The sequence below is a fragment of the Polyangium sp. 15x6 genome (genome assembly GCF_029960785.1).
Taxonomy (GTDB): Bacteria; Myxococcota_A; Polyangia; order Polyangiales; family Polyangiaceae; genus Polyangium.
Genome location: NZ_JASBQE010000154.1, coordinates 1 through 21,289 on the forward strand (window position 1 = coordinate 1; position 21,289 = coordinate 21,289).

Genomic DNA, 21,289 nt, shown 5'->3' on the forward strand with positions numbered 1-21,289 from the left:
TGCGCGATGCGCAGTTCATCGAACAGGCTGTGGCAAGACCACGAGCGCCGTAGCCAATCAAGACAGCAGCGCTGCCCTACTTGCTAGGAACGTCTTCCCTGTCGACAGCGCGCATCGCGCGCTGTCGCCCCGGGTCCAGCGCTTGCGCTGGTCCGGGTCCAGGGGTGGACAACCCCTGGTCGGGTCCGGGGTGAAACCCCGGCGCGACGCCGTGGAGCACCCTCCTCAGAACTGGATGTTCTTCGGGACGGGAGGCGCTTTCTTCTGCGTCTGCGTCGTGCGCATGGGCGCGGGTGTCGTCTTCGTCGTCGCGGTCGCGGTGGGCCGCGCCTCGGGCACGTCCGGCGCGACGGTCGTGGACGAGGGCGTCGGCGCTGGCGTCGGTGCGGGGAGCGGCGCGGGTTGCGCCTCGGTCTGCGCGGCGGGCACGCCTGTCGGCGTCGTGGGATTCGGGAGGAGCGCGCGCACCACGAAGAACGCTGCGACGAGCGCCACGAGCGCGCCGATGGCGAACAGCACCTTACGGTTCGAGCTGCCGCGCATGTTCTTCCGCTCTGCGGCGTCGTTCGCGTCGCGCACGATGCCTGGCAGCGCGAGGGCCGGCGCGGAAGGCGTGACGGGCGGCGGCGCGACGGGCGGCGCGGTGGCCATCGCGGCGGCGCGCGCGGCGGCGAAGCCTGCGACGTCCGCCGGCTGCACCGTGAGCAGGCGTCGCATCTTCGGGGCGAGCCACTCGCTCTGGAGAGACAAACCCGAGATGTCCTGCTGGATTCCGCGCTCGAGCGCCCAGCCCGCGAGCGCGACGCCCATGTCGCGCAGCGACTGCCAGCGCGTCCCGCGCTCCTTGGCGAGACCTCGCTCGATGATCGCCCAGAGCGCGGCGTCGCCCGTGCCGTAGGCGTGCGTGGGCATCGGCGTGTTCGCCACGATCGCCGCGATGAGCGCGTTGTAGTTCGGCGCGTCGAACGGACGGCGGCCGGTGATCGTCTCGTAGAGCAAGACCGAGTAGGTCCAGACGTCGGTGCGGTGATCGATGTTCGCCTCGCCGCGGGCCTGCTCGGGGGACATGTAGTCGGGGCTTCCGAGGACCTCACCTGCGATCGTCACGTGCCGCTCGACGTCGTCGCGCAGCACGCGCGCGATGCCGAAATCGAGCAGCTTGGGCACGATCTTCCCCGACTCGTCCGTCGTGAGCATGACGTTGTCGGGCTTGAGATCTCGGTGAACGATGCCCTTCAGGTGCGCGGCCGCGAGCGCGGCGGCGACGGGCAGGAGCGTCTGGAGCGCGACGCCCGGATCGAGCCGCTTCTTGCGCGCGAGGATGCCGGACAGCGACTCGCCCGTGAGCAGCTCCATCACGAGGTAGGGATCGCCGACCTCGGTTTGTCCGAAATCGAAGACGCGCACGATGCCGGGATGGCCGAGCTTCGCGGCGGCGCGCGCCTCCGTGAGCAGGCGCGCGGCGGCCTCTTCGGTGGCGCGATCGCGGCGGATGAGCTTGAGCGCGATGTCCGCGTCGAGGCTCAGGTTTCGCGCGACCCACACGGCGCCCATGCCGCCCTGACCGAGCACGCGCTGCAGCTGGTACTTGCCGCCGATGAGGTCGCCGGGCGCATAGGCGACGGGCGTGGAGACGCCGTCGGCTTGCGGGCCGAGGCCCGGCGACGAGCGGCGCTGCGGCTCCAGCATGTTCGGCGTGACGGCGACGAGGCCCGAGGAGGAGCGACGCAGATCGTGCCCAGGCGGGACGACCGCGGGCAAACCCGAACCCGAGCGGCGCATCGCGTCCGGGCTTTGCGGCGGGGACCCGGGAAAACTCGGCGACGACGAGCGACGGAGCTCGCCGCTCATGCTCGGCGCGACCCCGCCCGGTGATGAGATCCGCCCGCTCGCGACGGCCGCGGGCGGCGGCGGAGGCGGCGGCGCGATGAAAGGCAGCGCCGGGGCCGACGTGCGGCTCGGGCTCGGCAGAGGCGGGGGGTTCGAGGTGGGGGCAGCGGGCGCGGGCGCAGGCGCAGCAGCGGCGGCAGGCGCGGCAGCGGGCGGTGGCTCCGGGACGGGAGGCGCGGCGAATCCGCCTGCGAGCGTCGCGCCGAGCTCGACCTCCCACTCGGCCTCGGGCGCTGCCGCGGCAGGCTCGGCGGGCGCGGGCGCCCCGCTGCTCGAAGCGCGCAGAGGCGCCGGAGCGGCGGGAGCTACCGCCGGGGAGCTGGGCCTGGGAGGTGCGGACATGCGGCCGATCCACGAGCCGACGAACGAGCTCGCGGGGCAAGCGTACACCGGATCGCGTTGCATGGGCGAGACCTCGACGAACGGAGTGCTCCGCGGGCCCTGAGGGCGGGACCTCAGTCGGCTCGCTCGGCTCCGATCGCGTGGCGGATTCGCTCGCCGAGGGACGGATCCGCGGCCGTGCGCGCGAGCATCTCGCGCTCGATGCGGAGCATGGACGCACGCGGCAAGCCGAGCTCGGCCAGGGTGCGCTCGGCGTGGCCGCGCTCGGAGGCGACGACCAGGCGCGCGTACTCGGCCGGCGTGATGGGGCCCCGCTCTTCTTCGAGGCGCGCGACGTAGGCGGCGTCGAAGGCCCGGAGCAGGCGCGTCTTGCCGCGCTCGGACTCGGCGCGGATGGCCTCGGCCCAGTGCCGCTCGAGGTCCGTGAAGCGGGCGAGGTCGAGCTCTTCGGCTTCCAGGATCTCGGCGCGTTCGTCACGGCGGCGCGCGATCGACGCGGTGATCTTCGCACATCGCTCGATGGGGTAGTCGTCGAGCGGGAGCGCGGGCGCGGCCGGGGCTTTCGGAGCCTCGGCCGCGGGCGGATCCGGGGGCAGCGGCTCGGGCGGCGGAGGGAGCGGCGGCGGGGCCGCGCGCGCGGCCATCTCCGCGGTCGCCAGCGGGCCGATCATCGCGGGGGCGTCGACGGTCTCCGGTTCGGGTTCGTCCAGGTCGACCGGCGGAGGGACGGGCGCGGGGGGTGTGGGGGGCAGAGGAAGGCCCACCTCGTGGGCCGACCGGAGCCCCCCACCATGCGCAGACGCGACGGGCGCAGGCGCGACGGGCGCGGGCGGCACCGGCGCAGGCGCGATGAGCGGAGGCGTTCCCAGCGGCGCGATGCCGAGGCGCGGCACGATGGCCGGCGGCGTGGGCGGCGCGGGAGGCGCGACAGGCGGGGCGGGCGGGAGCGGTGGCGCGACGAACGGTAGATCGTGCCGCGAGGGAGGCCGCACGCGCGCCGGCTCCGGCGGCGGCGGAACCGGGGGAGGCGCGAGCGGCGAGAAGAACGGCAGATCCCGCGCCTGGAAAGGCACGGGCGCGGGAGGCGGCGGCGGCGCGAACGGCAGCGGCGACGGGGCGGCCGGGGGCGCGGGCGGTGCTTGCGTGCGCGGGCGCGCGAACGGAAGCGGATCGGCGGCCGGCGTGTCCAGACCGACGAACGTCACCTCGTCATCGAAATCCGGATCCATCGGGAACACGCCCGACTCGCGCGGCGGCGGCGCGTGCGCCGCGTTCATCGTGAAGGGCATGATCGGGTGCGGCCGCGACGGCACGGACGCTGCGCTCGTGACCGAACCATCGGGATCGTCGGGCGCGATCGTGATGTCGTGCAGCTCCTGCAACACGAGCGCCGCGCGCGAGCTCGCCCAGCCCGGGCCCACCATCGTGACCATCACGCGCCCGGCCTCGGCCGGATGCACGAGCGCCGCGCGCCCGCGCCAGACCAGCGTGCAGATGCCGCGCGTCGTGTCGAACCACAACGTGTCGGCCGTCAGCGTGATCTCCTCGCGGCGGCCAGGCGCTCGCTCCATCACGACCTCGGGCCGCAGCCCCGGCAGGTTCGTCACGAGCCGCGCGTGCTCGTGGTGCAGACCTTCGAGCACGATGCGTTCGTCCGGGCGGATCTCCGGGATCTCTTGGTCGTGCGGCGCGACGTTGAAGAACAGCGGATCGAGCCCCTCGGGCAGCGGCGCCTCGTGCCAGCGCGCGAGGGAAAACCGCCCGGCGAGGTGACCGAGGCGCGCCTCGCGGGTAGGCCATGACGCCGCGATCGGGCCGTATCCGATGGGCTCCACGAGATCCGAAGGCCCCATCACGTGCCGCCCCGGCGGCTGCAGGTTCGGCAGCTTGATCGCGCCGAACGTGTCCTTCTGATCGTGCCGCATGCCCACCGGGTTCGTCGTCCCGGGCCCGCCCGCGGCGCGCTCGTAGCGCAGGCGAACCCGCGTCACGCGCGGGCCTTCGCGCAGCTCTCCCGACGGCGTCACGTGCCGATCGCCGAAGACCTCGATCGCCTTGTCGAGCTCGCCCACGCAGAGGCGCGTGAGGATCGATCGCACGGGCACGTCGTTCGGCGCGAACGCGTGACCCACGAGCACCACGTCGGCGCCGCGCTTGTGGGGCACGAGATCGCAGGGCGAATAGACGCTCAGCCGCGGATCGTCGTCCCAGAAGTTGTCCTCGTCGTTGATGTCCTCCTGAGACTCGTGGAGGACCGAGGTGCCCGGGGTGAGCAGGTACGTCGCTTTGCAGACGACGAGCAGCGCGTGCCTGCGCTCGGCCGTGACGAACGGCCGCGCGGCGACCCGGAGCGGGCAATACGAGACGATATCCATGTGGCGAAGTGGCGCCTTCGACTAGCCCCGGCTGTAGCGCGCGTAGGCGTTCGCCATCTTCGTGTGGTAGTTGTTCGAGGCGTAGTCTTCGCCGTTGTAACCGAGCGCGAACGACGCCCAGTTCTTGTTGCGGATGTGGCGCACGAGGTTGTTCTTGCGGCAGAAGCCGAGGAAGGCGCGCATGTGCTGCGCCTCGGACTCGTACATGTCGTAGACGAACTGCCGGACGCTGCTCCAGCCGACGTCCACGTGGTTGAAGCCCATCACCTGGAACATGCCCCAGGAGGCGCTCTTCACCGCAGCGTCCGGATCGAGCGCGAAAGCCTCGCGGATCACGGCCCACTGGTCCTTCTTGTAGCTCGCGCGCCGGAGCGGGCTCTTGTACGGCGCCGACAGGTGCGGGTGGCTGCGATCGTAGCGGCCTCCCGTGAGGCGCTTGAAGTGGTGGATCTCGAAGAGGATCTTCGGGCGCTTCTGATCGTCGAAGCCGGTTCGTCCGCCGGATTCGACCTCGGCCACGGCGCGCACCGCGGCCGCCTCGCACTGAAGCTCGCGCGCGGCGGCGTCGAAGTCGCCGGCGCCGAGCCTGCGCGCGGGTCCTCGCACGGGCAGCTCCCACGGACCCGTCGCGGGCGGCGTGCCGAGCGACGAACTCCCGCCTTCCGCCGGGGTTTGCGGCTGCGGCTGCTGTTGCTGCGGCTGTTGCGGCTTCGGCTGCGGCTGCGGCGTTCCGCCACCGTTCGATTGCCCCGGCAGCTTGATCTGCTGGCCCGGCGAGATCTGGTTCGGGTTCTTGATCTGCGGATTGGCCCGCATGATCTCGTCGACCGTCGTGCCGTTCCGGTTCGCGATCGCGCCCAGCGTGTCGCCCGAGCGCACGGTGTACGTGCTTGGCGACGCGGGGGAGGGGATGGCGCCGCCGCCTCCGCTGCCCGGGAGCGTGATCTTCTGGCCCACGGAGATCGCGTTCGGATTCGTGATCTGCGGGTTCTGCGCCATGATCGCCTGCACCGTCGTGTTGTTACGGCTGGCGATCGCACCGAGCGTATCCCCCGATTTGACGACGTAGCTCATCGCGACCCTGTTCTTCCGCCGAGGGAGCGCGCTCTCGCACGAGAGGGAAGCCTTCGCTCGGACGCACAAGACGGATATCACAGCCTCGCGCGCGAACCAACGCCCGTCCGCGCGCGTGTCGCGCTAGTCCCCGATCAGCACCGTGCCGCCGCCGACCACCACGCCGTTCGGCGCATCGGCGGGGTCATTACAGGTCGTCGCCGGGTCTCCCGCGCGGGCGGCGGGGCGGTCCTCGATGAAGACCGAGCCGCTGCCCCGCTCCACGGCCCCCTCGTTCGAAGGCGTCTTCTGGAAAGGGCCGGCCGCGGGCACGTGGGGAGGCGTGTTCGAGGCCCCCGAGCCCACCATCGCGGCGGGCTGATCTTCGAGGAAGACGCTCGACGCGAGGTCCTTTGCGAGCGTTCCCCCGAACGGCATCGGTGTCGGCGTGGGCACGGGCCCGCCGGGCGAGGGCACGACGAGGACGTGCGTATCCACACCCACGATGCGATCCCCCCGCTTTGCTCCCGGCGCGCCCATCACGTCACTTCGGCTTGGCCTGGAGGTCGAACGACACCATCGCGTCCTTCGAGACCTTCTTGCCGAGCGTCGCCAGCTCGTCGGCGGTCTTCTGCAGGATCGCGCCGAGCGTGTCGCGCGGGCGCACGTCGTGCTCCTCGAGGTTCACGCCGATCGGCTTCGTCGACTTCACGCGGACCGCGGCCACCTTGTCGCCCTCCATCACGAACGTGACCTCGAGCTCCGCCTTCTTCTGCACCGTGCGCTCGTGCAGCCGGAAATCGCCCGTCACGTCGAGCTTCATCGTGCGCTCGGGGCCCGAGAGGCCCGCGACGCTCTTCGCGCCCGCCGTCTCGATCTTCGAGAGCTTGAACTCGATGTAGCGGTGCTTCGTCCGATCGGCCTCGGGGACGTCCTTGCCGATCCCGAGCCAGTTGCGCGCGTGCTCGTTCTGTAGATCGCTCTTCGTGCGCTCGCCGAACTCCGCCTTCTCGTCGGCGCGCTTCTGCTGGTAGATCACGAGCTTGTCGAGGTCGATCTTCACGAGCCCCGTGGAGCGCGTCACGTCCTCCGGATCGATGAAGAGCTCCCCTTCGATCGAGCCGTCCGCCTCGCCGAAGATCTTCTCGATGGGCGCATCCATCGTGAAGTTCACCTTCGCGCCTTGGGCTTCGACCGCGTACGGTTTGCCCGCGTCGGTCTTCGGCTTCGCGGGGGCGAGCGACGAGGAGACGGGGGCGGCGTTCGGGTTCGGCTCGTCCTTCGAGCAGCCGGTCGTGGCGACGACGAACGCGAGGACAGGAAGACAGCGGTGGAAGAGGAGGCGTACGCGTGGCATCTGGCCAGCGTACTACGCGGGTGGGCCGGCGTGGGGAGGGGCTTTCACGCGGGGTCTTTCATGCCCTTCTCGGGCAGCTCCTCGCGGAGCGCGACGCCGCCGAGGTTCTGGAGGATCGGCGCGTTCTCGCACGCGAGGTAGCGGGCGATGCCCGTCGTGCTCGTGTTGACGTGGTTGTGCCACGCCCAGACCGGGATGTAGACGGCGTCGCCCGTCTTCCACTCGATCTTCTGATCGTGGACGACCGAGTAGCCTTCGCCTTCGAGGACGTAGAGGATCGTCTCGTAGGTGTGGCGGTGCCGGTTCGAGGACTGCCCCGGGTCGAGGTGGCCGATCGTCATGCTGATGCACTTCGAGGGCAGATCGACGAAGAAGACCGGGTGCTTGCGCTCCTTGGAGTACTCGTCGCGTTGCCCGTCGCCCTCGACCTGGCGGTGGATCAGCTTGTCCGGCATGACGACGCGCGGGCGCGGCGGCGTCTTGTCGAAGTCAGCGGATTGATAGACCTTGTCCTTGCTTTCGGGCTTCGTCGTCATGGTGCCTCCGAGGCGAAAGGCGTGAGCGCGCCGATTGTCGGCGGAGGATGCGAAGAGCGCAAGCCGCATCAGGAAGAGGCGTCGACGTGGTAGACGCTTCACACAGGTGGGCGCGGCACGGCCGCGCGGAGGAGACTTCGATGAAGGGTTTGGCCGGCAAGGTCGCGATCGTCTCGGGCGGCGCGACGCTCATCGGCGAGGCGTGCGCGCAGGCGCTCGTGTCGTACGGCGCGCGCGTGGTGATCGCCGACATCGACGAGGAAGGCGGCGCCGCAGCGGCCCTGCGGATCGGCGAGGCGGCGTCGTTCGTCCGAACCGACGTAACACGCGACGAGGACATCGCGGCGCTCGTGAGCGGCGTCGTGTCACGTTACGAAAGGCTAGATTTCCTGGTCAACCTGGCGTGCACGTACCTGGACCACGGCGCCGCGACGAGCCGGGCCGACTGGCTGCGCGCGTTCGACGTGAACCTCGTCGGCTCCGTCATGCTGATGCAAGCGGCGCGGCCGCACCTCGCCCGGACGAAGGGAGCGATCGTGAACTTCAGCTCGCTCTCGGGGAGCGTCGCCCAGATCGGGCGATGGGTTTATCCCGCCACGAAGGCCGCGATCCAGCAGCTCACGCGCAGCCAGGCGATGGACCTCGCGCCCGAGGGCATCCGCGTCAACTCGATCTCGCCCGCGTGGACGTGGAGCAACCCGATGAAGCAGATGACGAACGACGACCGCGCCAAGATCGAGGTCGTGGCGAAGGACTTTCACCTGCTCGGGCGCATCGCCGATCCGAGCGAGGTCGCCGAGGCGGTCGCGTTCCTGCTCTCCGACGCGGCGAGCTTCATGACGGGCACCGATCTGCGGGTCGACGGCGGGTATTCGGCGATGGGCCCGGAGCGCGCGCAGCCGGTAGACCTCGACCAAGGGTAGAGAAGCCGAAGCCATGACCGCTCCCGACCGACTCAAGTTCACGACGATCGCCCACGCGACGCACCGGTACCTCTCCCCGCTCTCGCCCGAGAAGTCCGCGCGGCTGATCGACGGGCTCGCGCTCCGCGAAGGCGCCGAGGTGCTCGACATCGGCTGTGGTCGCGCGGGGTTCTTGCTCGATCTCGTGGAGCGCTCCGCCGTGTCGGGGCTCGGCGTCGATCTCAACGCGGCGTTCATCGCCTCGGCACGGGCGGAGGCCGCGCGGCGCGGCGTCGATGCGCGTGTGCGTTTCGTGGATCAGCCGCTCGCCGAGGCGGTGGGGGATGCGGCGCGCTTCGACGCGATCGTCTGCATGGGTTCGAGCCAGGCGATCGGCACGTTCGCCGAGGCCTTGCGCTGGGCGCATGCGCGCCTCGTCCCGGGCGGCGTGGCTCTGTTCGGCGACGGGTTCTGGCGACGCCGGCCCGATCCCGGCTACCTCGAAGCGCTCGGCGGCGCGACCGAGGACGAGATGACCACGCACGCCGGCAACACCCGCGTCGCCCGGGAGGCGGGCTTCCGCGTGCTCGGGGCCGCGTGCGCGAGTGATGACGAGTGGGACGAGTACGAGGGCCGCTACTGCGCGGCGATCGAGCGGTACGTCGACGCGAACCCGGCCGACCCGGACGTCCCCGCGATGGCCGCCCGCATCCGCGCCTGGCACGACGCGTACGTGACCTGGGGCCGCGACACGCTGGGGTTCGGCTTCTACACGCTGCTCAAGCCGGCCTCGCGCGAGCCGTAGATCACGCCGCGTCGGTCGCGGCCCGGAGACGCTCCCCCACATCCGCTCCGCGCAGCGGCGCGCCGTGCGACGGAACGAAGAGGACCGGCCGATCCCGGTCGAGCTCGGCGCGCACCCATGCCTTGTACGCGGCCTTGTCCTCGAGGAAGAACCGCTTGAAGAAGGGGTTCGTCATGAGCCCGGGCCGGAAGCCGGCCACCCGGAGGAAGAGCCCCAGCAGGCCCCGCGGCAGCCGCTCCTCGTTGAGGATGCCGTCCGTCACGAACCAGGCCGCGCCCTCGTTCGTCTTCACCGACACCCACGTCTCGCCCTGCTTCGCCATCGGGGGCGAGAAGACCCGGATCCCATCGGGCAGCGCCGCTTCGAGGAGGGAGAGGTCCTCGATCGGGATGCCGCGGCGTTTGATGCGCAGGAGGGCCTGGGCGCGCGGATGCGCCACGACCTTCGCGTCGGGAAAACGCGCCTTCCAGGCGGCGAGCCCGGCGTGGTGGAAATGGTTCGGCGCGAGGAGGAAGCGCGGCGTGCCCCAGCGGGAGAGACGTTCCCAGTGCGCCTCGCTGAGGTCGGTACCCGGGCTCACCACGAGGAGCGCGCCGCCGCCGAGCCCGACGACCGCCATGCGGACGCGCTGCGGGCCGAACTTGTACGTCGCACCCGCGAAGGGCAACGCCGCGTCGTAGATCTCCCAGGGGTCGCCGGTCGCTTCGACCATGACCGTGTCCTCCCACACGAGGGATGCTTTCGCAACCGGTGGGGAATACGCGTCCTGTGTCCCTGTTTCACCGCGCCGGAGGGACGTATGCGGAGGGCAAATGTGCGATGGCGAAGGGTCCTCTTGGTCGTGGCGCTCCTCGGCGCCGTTTCCCTCGTCATCGCGTTCCTCACGCTCGATCGGTGGCTCTACGTCGCTCTCGACCCTGGCCCGTTCGAGTCGAGCGCCGCGCCTGCCGCGCCGAACTATGCCGAGCCCTCCGCCTGGGCCGCGCTCCCCACCGTCGAGGACGACGCGGACGTCTCCTTGCCCGAGCTCCCGGCCCTCGGCCCCGGCGTCGCCAAGGCGGACGTCTTTTACGTCCATCCGACCACGATCGTGGGGAATCAGTGGAACATGCCCTTCGACGACCCCGCGGTCGTGAAGGCGACGGCCCGCGGCGCGACGCTCATCCAGGCGAGCGCGTTCAATGCCTGCTGCGCCGTCTACGCGCCCCGGTATCGTCAGGCGAGCGGCAAGGCCTTCGTGCATCCGAGCCCGGATGGTGAGCGCGCCATCGATCTCGCGTATGGCGACGTCGCCGCCGCATTCGCGTCGTTCCTCGAACGACGCGGCGAGGGGCGCCCGTTCCTCCTCGCGTCCCATAGCCAGGGCACCGTGCTCGCCGCGCGCCTGCTCCGGGAAAAGATCTGGGGCAAACCCATCGGAAAACACCTCGTCGCGGCGTACTTGATCGGGGGCCCGATCAGCCGGCAGACGATCGGCGAGGACATCCCGGTCTGCGCGTCCGAGGAGCAATGGGGCTGCGTCGTCGGCTGGAATGCGCGCGGTCCTCGCTACGAGCGCAACGATCTGGAGTTCAAGGACGCCCCCTCGGCCACGCGCATCTGCGTCAATCCTCTCACCTGGAAGACCGACGGGGCGGCCGCGCCGGCGTCGCAGAACCAGGGCGCGCTTTTCTTCGACGCGGAGCCGCCCGCGGTCCTCCCGGCGTTCGCCGACGCCGCATGCCGGGAGGACGGCAACATGTGGATCTCGCAAATCGGGAGCATGCCGGCGCGCGATTTCGCGAGCGGGCTCCTGCTCTGGACGATGGGCCCCGACAATTACCATCCCATCGAGTACCAGCTCTATTACGTGAACCTACGGAAAAACGCCGTCCGCCGCGTCGAGGCGTTCCAGGCGGCGCACGCCTCGCCCTGAGCGTCAGGGAATTTTCCATCCGGTGGGTGTCACCTCGCCGCCCCCTTCTTTCACGGCCAGATCCACCAGAACGACCATGCGCCGCGCGATGTCCGTGAACGTATCCTCGGCGTCGGGATCGTCGGGCAGGCGGTCGGGCAGGGTGGGGCGGGTGCGGTAAATGCGGTAACGGTCGGAGAGACGTTCGTCCGGGAACGCGGCGCGGAGCTCGGGGAGACCTCCGATGAGCGCGACGAGGGCGCCCATGGTCGCCGTGCCGTTGTCGGAGTCCCACCCGGACAGGGTGCCGATCTGCACGGTGCGCGCGAAGTTTCCCTCGCCGAACAGGAGGGCGAGCAGGCCCGTGGCCAGGTTGATCGCGGACTCCGTGAAGCCCCGATACACGAAGCCATGCAGCAAGGCCTCGTCCTGATAACGCCGCGCGATGGCGTCGCGCGTGCTCTCCCAATCGCGCTTGTCGTTCGCCGCGAGATACGCGGAGAGCACGAAATCGATGACATCGGCGGTCTTCGAGGTGTCCGGGATGTATTGCCTGGCCTCGCGGACCATCCGCACGATCTCCTCGCGCCTCGGCTTGTCCGGATCGACGGTGGCGGCGAGGGAGAACAAGAGGACGTGGAACTGCGCCGCGTGCGCCGCGTGATCGCGGGCGGTGGTGCGGATGGGGAGATCCGCGATTCGCAAGGCGAGATCGGGCATGCCGGGCGCGAGGGCGCCAAAAAGTTCGGTCGTGAGCTGCGCGTCGATCTGCAGGGCGTCGGGATTCCGTGCCGGATCGCTCGTTTCAGGCGGGACGACGCCGCGTTCCATGAGATCCCGTGCTCTCCGGTTCGACACCCAGATGAAATCGTTCACGTGCGCGCGCCATCCGTCGCGGATCTGCGCGGGCGAGAGGTGGACGCTGCGCGCCTCGGTCATGAGGTGCAGGTAGACGTATTCGATGTCGGTGTCGTCGTCGGCCTGCCAGGGATCGAGGAAGACGAAATCGATCCGCGCCCCGTCCCGGCCGAGCGGTTTTCCCCAGTCGTCGTCGGTGAAAAACGGGCGCGTGATGCGGACGCCTTCGGTCCGGAGCCCGGTCCAGTTCGCGAGGCATTCGCCGATCCACATGGCCCGCAGACGCTCGGCATACGCGGCGCGATCGAGGTGGATCGACCTCGCGGCGGCGGGCGCCGCCAGGGATTCCCGGCGCTCCGCGATATCGGCCCCCGCGCGGCCTCGCTCGCGACTGCCGCAGCTCGCGAGGCCCGCGAGCGCAGAAAGGACGAGGAAGGCGCCGACGCGACGTGTACGCAGGGAGTGCACCCCGTCGGCTCATTGCAAGCGGGGGACCCCGTCGAGGCTGGTCCCTCGGTACAGGTCGTGTGAAAAGTCTTCGGATGGCGCGCCCGGCGGTTTTTTCGCTTCCGCACACCTTCACCGTTTCCTTCGCGGTCTTCCTTTTTTCCGCCTCGCACCGTGGAGTTCCCGGAGGGCGGCCAGGATTCGGTGGGGCGAAGGCGTCAGGGCCTCATTCTCGGCCCTCGAACCACGGCGTGGGTCCTCCGGCGAGCGCTCGCTCGAGGGCCTCGAACAGCGAGCGAGCGACGATGCGCGGCGGCTCGGTGGGCGCGACGCACATCGCTTCGGTCAGGTGCGCGATCTCCGGGGCGTCGTCGCGGACGGCCAGAAAGGAGCCGTCCGGCAAATCGCAAAAGCGCGTCCATTGTTGTGTCGTCTTGCTCCGACGCGTCGCTGCGCTCACGTCGTAGTCCGCGAACGTGGTCGCGCGCATGTGCGCGATGCTGGCCTCGAGCTCGCGGAGGAGATCGAGCCTCACGATCGAGATCGTCTCGAGCTCGGCGAGGGGCCGAATACGGTAGGTCGCGCGTCCGTCGCGCACGTGGAGATCCACCCCGTCCGTGATTTGGTACAGCGATTCGAACCCGTCCTGATCTCCCACACGGTCCAGCAGGCGCTCCCAGATCTCCGCGTCGGGCCGCGGCGGCCGCAATTCGTGACCTGTCAGCCGCATGTGTTTGGCGATGGACGGCTCTCCGTACACCCTCCACCCGATCCTCGGACGCACCGCGAAGGTCTCCGCGTCCTGCGTGACCCCGTTCAACCCCGCGATGATCTCGAGATGTTCGACCCGACCGTCCGCCCGCGTGAGCAGAATGAGATCGGTGAGCTCCGGGGCGGCATGCTGGCGAATCTGCGCGGTGAGGTTCTCGACGACACCGGGCCAGAAATCCGGGTCCTGCGTGCCTTCGTGCAAGGTGCCGACCACGAGGTCCTTCTTGCCCTGGTGGCGGACGAGATCACTCCGCATGGATTCGGCGTTCAGCTTGATGTGACGCGCGAGCCCCTGGGCGAGGGTGATCCAGACGGCGTCGGGCGACAGGACGAGTGGGTAATGCCTGCTGTAGGCGAGATACACGGCCCCGACGAGAGGATGTCTGCACGGGAAGGGGATGATCGCGGAGGGCTCCTTTTCGCTTTGGGCGAGGAGCTCGGGCCCGTGCTGCCGTACACGCACGCGGCGAGGGTCGACCGGCGGGAGGGGCTCTCGTCGGGGGGCGACGTCGTGGACGCGGAAGGTGATGCCGGGCGCCATGGTGCGTCCGGTGATTGTATCAGAAGAGGAGGCGGGAGCGGGAGCGGAGGCGCGTTCGATCGAAACCGGGACCTACTGCACGACGATGTCGCGCATTTTCAGTTGCATATTGCCCATCAATCTTTGGAAGATCGGGCGCGTGACGGGCGAGCCGGCGAGGCGGAGGAGCGCCGCGCGTACGATCCGCTGAGCTTCCCCGGACGGGGTGAAGAACGCCCTCCCTTTCAGCCCGTCGGCCTGCAGGTCCACGATGAACGGGCGCAGCTTTTCCTCCCAGGCGACGAGCGCGCGCCCGATGTCGTCAGGGTATTTCTCCAGCATGTTGCCCAAGAGCTCACTCCCGGCGAGGCCGGTCGAAGCGCCCATCCCTGAATACAGCGTCAAGCACCATGCGGCGTCGCCGACCAGCACGACCCGCCCCTTGTGCCAGCGATTCATGCGAACCTGGTTGACCGAGTCGAACAGATACTCGTCGGCACTCGCGAAATCGTCGAAGAGCTGGTTCAGCAGGGGTCCTGCCGGTTTCGGCCCGTATGCCTTGCGCAGCGAATCGATGCGGGGCCTTCGGAACTGCGCATCGACGTCGTCCACGCGGTAGGAGAACAGCACGCCGGGGTTGTGGTTCACGAAGGGGAATATCCACACGGACCGCCCGGCCTCGGCCATGATCAGCCCGTCGTGCGGGTTGTAGCCGCTGACGGGTTTCCTCAGGATGGCCGCTCCGATCATGTAATTGAGCGGGTAGAGGAAGTCCTCGGGCGGGCCGAAGACGAGGTTTCGCACCGTCGAGCGCATTCCGTCGGCGCCCACCAGGAGGTCGAAACGCTCGGTCACGGTCGCGCCGGTCTTCGTATGGGTCGTTGTGACCTCGACGCCGCGATCTCCCTGCTCGATCCTGGTCGGGACCGTCGAGAAGCGGATCTCCACCCCCTCCGGCAGCGCGGAGAACAACGCATTCTCGATGTCGCCGCGCATCACCACGCGCGGCTCGCCGGGCACGTCGGCGAAGTTCAGGCCCTTCCTACGACGATTGCCCCGGTCCACCTCGTAGGCCACGCTTTGCGGGGGTGCGCGGTTGCCGATGGCCTCGAGCACGCCGAGCCGCTTGGCGGACGCCTGGCCCGTGCCGAAGAGGCCAATGAAATAGCCGCCTTTCCGGCGCTCGGGGGCCCGCTCGATGATCACGGGCTCCCAGCCGGCCCTGTGCAGCCGCAGGGCCGTGGCGATTCCGCTGATGCCAAGTCCAACGATCAAAACGCGGCGCCCGGGGGTCGCTGAGGTCGTCATGATGCTTTGACACTAGCGATCGACGGCGCCCGTCGGCAGAGCGTGGCTTGGGGCGGAAATCGGCCTGGATTGGGGTCGGATGGAGGGGATCCTTGATGTGTTTTGTCTCACCATGTCCGGAGCGCTGTCCTGTCCGCGGAGGGCGCCGGGCTCATGACGGAATCGTGGGAGGGAGGGCCGGAAGGCCAACGCGTTGCGGTTCCGGTCGTGGGAGGGAGGACCGGAAGGCCAACGCGTATCGGTTCCGGTCGTGGGAGGGAGGACCGGAAGGCCAACGCGTATCGGTTCCGGTCGTGGGAGGGAGGGCCGGAAGGCCAACGCGTTGCGGTTCCGGTCGTGGGAGGGAGGGCCGGAAGGCCAACGCGTATCGGTTCCGGTCGTGGGAGGGAGGGTTGGATGTGAATCGTCTTACGATTTCGGTCGTGGGAGGGTGTGCAACCGGCTGATGCGGGGGCTGTACTCCCGGCTCAAAGCGTGACGATGCACTCCTTTGGAACGCCATCCACCGCCAGGTGGACGATGGTGCCGCGATCACCAACGATGAAGCCGTCGGACATCAACATCGTGACGCCTCGCAGCGTCACACCGAAGGGAAGGCTCAGTCGAACGGAATCGTGAACCTCACCACCGAAGATGTTCATCCGCACGATTCCGCCCTCGCCGACCTCGATGCGGGGAACGGGGTTGCGATAGAACGGGTCGACCGCAGCGGCGTGGATGTCGTCGGCGACGCGCTGCCGGATGGCCCAAAGGGGCGCCCAGGGCACGCCTCGTACGGGCACTTCGGGCGTGAGCCGGACGCCGCCCCCGGACACCACACCGGCGAGCATGCGTAAATCCGCGGTGACGACGGGAAGCTGAGGGATGCACACGTCCTTCCCGTCCCACCGGCAATCGAGGATCGTGCCGCCTGCACCGACGGCATACAGGTGATTGGCGCAAAGACCAACACCGTAAAGGTCCGCGGTCGTGTGGGATTGCACCCGGTGCCACGTGCCCGTCGGAGAGCGCGCCACGATGACACCTCCCGCACCGACCGCGAGCGTCCTTCCCGAGCCGCGCTCGGGGTGAACGACGGCGAATAGGTCTTCGCTGACGCCGGTCTGCTCGGCGCGCCACGTGCCGTTTTGCTCCCGGATCAGCGCCGTACCACGCGCGCCGACCGCGATGTGGGTGGTGCAGTGTGCATAGTCCGGGCATGAGCGCCCGATGGCATACAGGTTCTCCCGGGTCCCGGTCTCCTCGTGCAACCATCCCCCTTGCGGATGCCGGACGAGCGCGGTGCCTCGATCGCCGACCGCGAGCACGATACCTTCGTTGCAACAATGGCTGAACACCGAGCGCAGCACCTCCGTCGTGCCGGATGGCTCGCGCTCGAACCGAAAGACACGGCGCCCGGCCTGTTCGCCCCACGTGTATCGGAACGGCGCGGGATCGTGTCCCAGGGAGGGCATCGCGCTCGGATCACAGTCGTCATGGCGGCCGCCCACCGACGAAGCGTGCGCGCAGCCGCTCAGCGCTCCCAGGCAAACCACGGCACCGAGCCACCGCATCGCTTGCGCCGAGCCGCTCATCGCGGGACCTCCTCCGTATCGATGATGTACGCCCCCTGCAAGAGCGGGCGCTCGTACGCCTTTGGCTCGAAGTCGACGCCGCTACGTGGCTCGATCTGCATGCCATCGAGCACGACGAAATGGTCTCCCGCGCCGAGTTCCTGGACGATTTCGACGTCGTGCTCCCCCGCGGGCGCGCGCGCGCATGTGGTCGCGGCGGCGTGGCATCCGCTGCGGATCTCCAGCACCGGGCGGAAATGCGCCGAGGCGCGCACGCGCATGCGCCGAGGCGACGCGAGAGACAAGCGGTACACCACTTCGCTGCCTACCAGGCCGCACGAGGCGCGCGCGCCGCCCGGCGTGGATTCGAATCGACCATGGGCGCGTTCGCCGGCCGTGAGCAACGGCGCCCTTTCGCAGAGCGCGCTCACCTGATCCTCGTCCTCGGGCCGCAGCTTGGCGGTGGCCGAGGTGTCACGCTCGACGCGCAGCTCGTAAGGCCCCGCCTCGCCGCGCTGGTATCCGTCGACCACGACCCAGTAAAGCCCCGGCCCGAGCGGGAGAGCGACCTCCGCGCGTGCCCCGCGTCCGGCGCGCTCGCAGCCAATGAGAAAGTAACGGGGCTCGGACGGATGCTTCTCCAGGACCTGTACGACGCCGTGAAACTGCGGTGAGAGGGTGAAGCGATAACTCGCGGTCTCGCCGACTTCGAAGCCGTAGACATGGTCGAGCGCCCAGTACCCGGCGTGCTTGCAGGCACGCCAACCGGTGATGCGGAGATCGGGGGAGCGGGTATCTCCTTGCGCTGGTTGCCCGAGCTCGAGCTGGCGCGAGGGCGGGTCCTCCCACCGAGGCGCGAACGGGGGCGGCGTGGGCGCCTGCGTCGCGCGCGGCGGGGCGAGCCCACATCCCGCGAGCGCGAGCGCGGCTGCGCCGAGCAGCATGGGCAGCGCGCTGGGGGCAGCTCGGGTCGTATGGCTCGGCGATCTCGACATGCTGGCCGGATCTGCCCACATCGCGCACCGGGGCGCAAGGGGCCCTTCAGGCCCCGGGGTGGCGGCGCCGCTCGCGAAAGGCCCGGGGGGTCATTCCCTGGGCGCGCCGGAAGGTGCGGATGAAATGGGTGACGTCGGCATAGCCCACCTGATCTGCGATGCTCTCGATGCTCGCGTCCGTTTCGAGGAGCCGCCGCCGCGCCTCGGCCATGCGATGCACGCGCAGCCAGTCGCCCACCGTCAGCCCCGTCTCCTGGCGGATCGTATTGGCCAGGTGCGAAGGCGTGCGCCCGACCGCCGCCGCGACGTCCTGCAGCGAGAGGGGCTCCAGGCAGTGCGCCTCGATGAAGCCGAGCGCATCGTGCACGAGCCCGCTGAGCATCGGCGGCGCCAGCGGCGCGTGCTCCTGCATCTCGCGCATGAATTCCGTGATGAGGAGGGTAAACAACGCGAGCGCGGCGTTCTCCGCGCCCCACTGGGCCTCTCGCAGCTCGGCATCCATTTCGGCCACCAGGCGCTCGATTCGCTGCCGCCGGGGCTCTCCGGGTCGCAGCCGGAGCAGTCCCCGGAGAAAGAGGCTGCGCACCGGCGCGTCCTTCGCATCTCCTCCGATTCGTGGTCGTCCCGGCAGCCGCTTCGGAGAGCGGAGCAGCGTCGGATCGAAGCCCACGAGCCATCCCTCCAGGTCGCCGATATCGAGGGGCTGGTGCTCCACGCCCGCGGGGACGATGTGGATATCCCCGGCATGGAGATCGACCTCCTCCAGATGACGGCCTCGCCCCCTTCCCGCCGTCAGCACGAAAACCATGAAGAAGGTCGAGACGAGCGGCCCGCGCGGCAGCGTGGGCCGCTTTTGCCCTGGGATGCGAACGACACGCAAAGGCAAGCCGCCGGCGCCGAGCTCGTCCAGCGGGAGAACGTGGGGAGGGGGGGCTGAGGCGCGCGCCGCATGTCCTGGAGCATCGCATACTCGCGGATGCATGACACGCGGACGCCGCTTGACGTGCTCTTCGAGTGGCCGTAGTGGTGCGCGCATGTCGCAATTCGCCGTGTCCCCCCATTCTTGGCTCCGGCCCATGGCCGCCGGGGCCCTCCTTTCGGTGGCCGCTTCGTGCGGCTCCGATTCCATTCCAGATCCCCCGTCCGAGCCTTCGGCGTCGTCGGCGCCTGCATCGTCGACCGAGATGCCGAAGGATCTCCGCGCGGCCTACATTCATGCCGTGCAGTCGGGCGCCTCGGAGGCCTATGGCGCGAGGTGGATCGGGCCGGAGCTCGTCGAGGCGGAGAACGAGGCGTCGGGCTTCGTGACGACGCTCTCCAGCGCGGGCTTGGTGCTCGCGTCCTTGGAGGAGCCCTGGTCGCTCGAAATGCGCACGGCGGCGCTCGGCTGCGAGGGGGCGGAGATGCCGGTCTCCGCGGCCCTGCCGAAGGCTGTGGGGAATCGTATTGCATACGAGCATCCCGAGATCTCCGCGTGGTACCTCAATGGCCCGCTCGGGCTCGAACAGGGGTTCGTCCTCGAACACGCGCCCCGTTGTGCGGGGACGAAGGTGGTGGCGCTGGAGCTCGGCGGCGACCTACGCGCGGAGCTCGAGGACGCGGACGGCGACGGGCGCGGCGAGGCGATCCGGCTCGCTACCGTCGAGGGCCGGGTGGCGCTCTCGTATACGGATCTCTTCGCGAAGGACGCGGAGGGCAAAACGCTGCCGGCGTGGATGTCGGTGGAGGCGGGGCGGATTGCGCTGCACGTCGACGACGAGGGGGCGGTATATCCGGTGGAAATCGATCCGCTGATCGGGGTCCAGCAGGCGAAGCTCCTGGCGAGTGATGGGGCGTCGTCCGACCGCTTCGGCATTCGGGTCGCGCTGTCGGGGGACACGGCGCTCGTGGGCGCCCCGCTCGACGACGACAAGGGGCAAGGCTCCGGTTCCGCCTACGTGTTCGTGCGCAATGGCAGCGCGTGGACCCAGCAGGCGAAGTTCGTGCCGAGCGACGGGGCGGCGGGCGACCAATTCGGCACCTCGGTCGCGCTGTCCGGGGACACGGCGCTCGTGGGCGCCGGGCTCGACGACGACAAGGGAACCGACTCGGGTTCCGCCTACGTCTTCGTGCGGAGCGGAAGCACCTGGACGCAGCAGGCGAAGCTCCTGGCGAGTGATGGAGCGCCGGATGACTGGTTCGCCATTTCGGTCGCGGTGTCGGGGGACACGGCGCTCGTGGGGGCCTTGTACGACGACGACAAAGGGGTCAACTCCGGCGCCGCCTACGTGTTCGTGCGGAGCGGAAGCACCTGGACCCAGCAGGCGAAGCTCGGGGCGAGTGATGGCGCGGCGAACGACCAATTCGGCGTTTCGGTCGCGCTGTCGGGGGACACGGCGCTCGTGGGGAGCTACTGGGACGACGACAAGGGGACCGACGCCGGCTCTGCTTATGTGTTCGTGCGCAGCGGCGGCGCCTGGACCCAGGAGGCGAAGCTCTTGGCGAGTGATGGCGCGGCGAACGACCTGTTCGGTTATTCGGTCGCGCTGTCGGGGGACACGGCGCTCGTGGGGGCGTATCGGGACGACGACAAGGGGACCGACTCCGGCTCTGCTTATGTATTCGTGCGCAGCGGCAGCGCCTGGACCCAAGAGGCCAAGCTCCTGGCGAGCGATGGGGTGGCGTCCGACGCCTTTGGGTATTCGGTCACGGTCTTGGGGGACACGGCGCTCGTGGGGGCGTATCGGGACGACGGCGACAAGGGCTCTGTCTACGTGTTCGTGCGCGCCGGCGGCGCCTGGACGCAGCAGCCGAAGCTCGTGGCGAGCGACGGGGTGGCGGACGACGAATTTGGTTGTTCGGTCGCGCTGTCGGGGAACACGGCGCTCGTGGGGGCTCACTTCGACGACAACAAGGGCTCTGCCTACGTGTTCGTCTTGACGGTGGGCAACGGCTCGCCCTGCGCCTCGGGCGCCGCGTGCGCGAGCGGCTTCTGCGTCGACGGGGTGTGCTGCGACAGCGCGTGCGGCGGCGGTGTCGGAAGCGACTGCCAGGCCTGCAGCGCGGCGGCGGGCGCTGCCATGGACGGGACGTGCAGCCCGCTCGTGATGGGCACCGAGTGCCGGGCGTCGGGTGGTGCCTGCGACGTGGCGGAGAGCTGTGACGGCGTCGCGACGGCGTGCCCCGCGGACGGGAAGGTTGCGCAAGGGACCGAATGCAGGGCGTCTGCGGGTGCTTGCGACGTTGCGGAGAGTTGCAACGGTACGTCGGATGCTTGTCCGGTGGATACGAAGGTCGCGGCGGGGACTGAGTGCAGGGCATCTGCGGGTGCTTGCGACGTTGCGGAGAGTTGCAACGGTACGTCGGATGCTTGTCCGGTGGACACGAAGGTAGCGGCGGGGACCGAGTGCAGGGCGTCTGCGGGTGCTTGCGACGTTGCGGAGAGTTGCGACGGCGCGGCGGTGAATTGTCCTGCCGATGCCGCTGTGCCGGATGGGACTGCGTGTGATGATGGCGATGCGTGCACGGATGGCGATTCGTGCGAGCTCGGCGCTTGTAAGTCGGGCGCCACCCAGCCGAACTGCGGGAGCGGCGGCGCAGGCGGCAGCGGCGGCGCAGGCGGCAGCGGTGGCGCAGGCGGCAGCGGTGGCGCAGGCGGCAGCGGCGGCGCAGGCGGCAGCGGTGGCGCAGGCGGCAGCGGTGGC

Annotated in this window: 18 protein-coding genes; 5 read left to right on the forward strand and 13 right to left on the reverse strand. The window is 69.7% G+C overall.

Annotated elements, in window-relative coordinates:
- Nucleotides 1-225 precede the first annotated feature (225 nt).
- The 6 genes from QHF83_RS49885 to QHF83_RS49910 all read right to left on the reverse strand — a co-directional run bounded on the left by QHF83_RS49885 (nucleotide 226) and on the right by QHF83_RS49910 (nucleotide 7,553).
- Nucleotides 226-2,295 carry a serine/threonine-protein kinase gene (locus tag QHF83_RS49885; protein WP_282425240.1) on the reverse strand — a complete coding sequence of 690 codons (2,070 nt, stop codon included), beginning with the start codon at nucleotides 2,293-2,295 and terminating at the stop codon, nucleotides 226-228.
- A gap of 50 nt (nucleotides 2,296-2,345) precedes the next feature.
- Entirely contained in the window at nucleotides 2,346-4,607 is a 2,262-nt protein-coding gene (locus QHF83_RS49890) for a DUF2169 domain-containing protein (protein ID WP_282425241.1), read from the reverse strand.
- Nucleotides 4,608-4,628: 21 nt separating this feature from the next.
- The gene (locus QHF83_RS49895; protein WP_282425242.1) at nucleotides 4,629-5,681 is read right to left on the reverse strand and encodes an N-acetylmuramidase domain-containing protein; all 1,053 of its coding nucleotides are present in this window, start codon (nucleotides 5,679-5,681) and stop codon (nucleotides 4,629-4,631) included.
- Between the two features lie 123 nt (nucleotides 5,682-5,804).
- A complete protein-coding gene (locus QHF83_RS49900) occupies nucleotides 5,805-6,200 on the reverse strand; it encodes a PAAR domain-containing protein (protein WP_348980538.1) in 396 nt (131 codons plus the stop codon).
- 4 nt (nucleotides 6,201-6,204) lie between these two features.
- Nucleotides 6,205-7,017: a YceI family protein gene (locus tag QHF83_RS49905; protein ID WP_282425244.1), complete on the reverse strand. Its 813-nt coding sequence runs from the start codon at nucleotides 7,015-7,017 to the stop codon at nucleotides 6,205-6,207.
- A 44-nt stretch (nucleotides 7,018-7,061) separates the two neighbouring features.
- Nucleotides 7,062-7,553: a cupin domain-containing protein gene (locus tag QHF83_RS49910; RefSeq protein WP_282425245.1), complete on the reverse strand. Its 492-nt coding sequence runs from the start codon at nucleotides 7,551-7,553 to the stop codon at nucleotides 7,062-7,064.
- Nucleotides 7,554-7,693: 140 nt separating this feature from the next.
- On the opposite strand from QHF83_RS49910, the gene QHF83_RS49915 reads away from it, so the two are divergent.
- Both QHF83_RS49915 and QHF83_RS49920 read left to right on the forward strand, forming a co-directional pair.
- Nucleotides 7,694-8,476 (forward strand): SDR family oxidoreductase, encoded by a 783-nt coding sequence (locus QHF83_RS49915; protein ID WP_282425246.1) that lies wholly within the window; start codon nucleotides 7,694-7,696, stop codon nucleotides 8,474-8,476.
- 13 nt (nucleotides 8,477-8,489) lie between these two features.
- Nucleotides 8,490-9,260 (forward strand): methyltransferase domain-containing protein, encoded by a 771-nt coding sequence (locus QHF83_RS49920; RefSeq protein WP_282425247.1) that lies wholly within the window; start codon nucleotides 8,490-8,492, stop codon nucleotides 9,258-9,260.
- A 1-nt stretch (nucleotide 9,261) separates the two neighbouring features.
- On the opposite strand, the gene QHF83_RS49925 is transcribed toward QHF83_RS49920, so the two are convergent.
- The gene (locus tag QHF83_RS49925; RefSeq protein ID WP_282425248.1) at nucleotides 9,262-9,972 is read right to left on the reverse strand and encodes a hypothetical protein; all 711 of its coding nucleotides are present in this window, start codon (nucleotides 9,970-9,972) and stop codon (nucleotides 9,262-9,264) included.
- A gap of 102 nt (nucleotides 9,973-10,074) precedes the next feature.
- Between QHF83_RS49925 and QHF83_RS49930 the strand changes: the two genes are divergently transcribed.
- Complete coding sequence (locus QHF83_RS49930) at nucleotides 10,075-11,175, forward strand: DUF3089 domain-containing protein (protein ID WP_282425249.1); 1,101 nt, start codon at nucleotides 10,075-10,077, stop codon at nucleotides 11,173-11,175.
- 3 nt (nucleotides 11,176-11,178) lie between these two features.
- Here QHF83_RS49930 and QHF83_RS49935 read toward each other — a convergent pair whose 3' ends face one another.
- The 6 genes from QHF83_RS49935 to QHF83_RS49960 all read right to left on the reverse strand — a co-directional run bounded on the left by QHF83_RS49935 (nucleotide 11,179) and on the right by QHF83_RS49960 (nucleotide 18,276).
- Nucleotides 11,179-12,480, reverse strand: a complete 1,302-nt coding sequence (locus tag QHF83_RS49935; RefSeq protein ID WP_282425250.1) for an ADP-ribosylglycohydrolase family protein — start codon at nucleotides 12,478-12,480, stop codon at nucleotides 11,179-11,181.
- 205 nt (nucleotides 12,481-12,685) lie between these two features.
- Complete coding sequence (locus QHF83_RS49940) at nucleotides 12,686-13,771, reverse strand: DUF4419 domain-containing protein (RefSeq protein ID WP_282425251.1); 1,086 nt, start codon at nucleotides 13,769-13,771, stop codon at nucleotides 12,686-12,688.
- 72 nt (nucleotides 13,772-13,843) lie between these two features.
- Complete coding sequence (locus tag QHF83_RS49945) at nucleotides 13,844-15,058, reverse strand: FAD-dependent monooxygenase (RefSeq protein WP_282425252.1); 1,215 nt, start codon at nucleotides 15,056-15,058, stop codon at nucleotides 13,844-13,846.
- Between the two features lie 467 nt (nucleotides 15,059-15,525).
- The gene (locus QHF83_RS49950; protein ID WP_282425253.1) at nucleotides 15,526-16,632 is read right to left on the reverse strand and encodes a hypothetical protein; all 1,107 of its coding nucleotides are present in this window, start codon (nucleotides 16,630-16,632) and stop codon (nucleotides 15,526-15,528) included.
- Nucleotides 16,629-17,606: a hypothetical protein gene (locus QHF83_RS49955; RefSeq protein ID WP_282425254.1), complete on the reverse strand. Its 978-nt coding sequence runs from the start codon at nucleotides 17,604-17,606 to the stop codon at nucleotides 16,629-16,631. The genes QHF83_RS49950 and QHF83_RS49955 overlap by 4 nt, the downstream gene beginning before the upstream one ends.
- 46 nt (nucleotides 17,607-17,652) lie before the next feature.
- Nucleotides 17,653-18,276 carry an AraC family transcriptional regulator gene (locus QHF83_RS49960; protein WP_282425255.1) on the reverse strand — a complete coding sequence of 208 codons (624 nt, stop codon included), beginning with the start codon at nucleotides 18,274-18,276 and terminating at the stop codon, nucleotides 17,653-17,655.
- A gap of 36 nt (nucleotides 18,277-18,312) precedes the next feature.
- Between QHF83_RS49960 and QHF83_RS49965 the strand changes: the two genes are divergently transcribed.
- Both QHF83_RS49965 and QHF83_RS49970 read left to right on the forward strand, forming a co-directional pair.
- On the forward strand, nucleotides 18,313-18,543 hold the full coding sequence (locus QHF83_RS49965; protein WP_282425256.1) for a hypothetical protein: 231 nt from the start codon (nucleotides 18,313-18,315) through the stop codon (nucleotides 18,541-18,543).
- Between the two features lie 247 nt (nucleotides 18,544-18,790).
- On the forward strand, nucleotides 18,791-21,289 hold a 2,499-nt coding region (locus QHF83_RS49970), incomplete at its 3' end, for a hypothetical protein (RefSeq protein WP_348980539.1).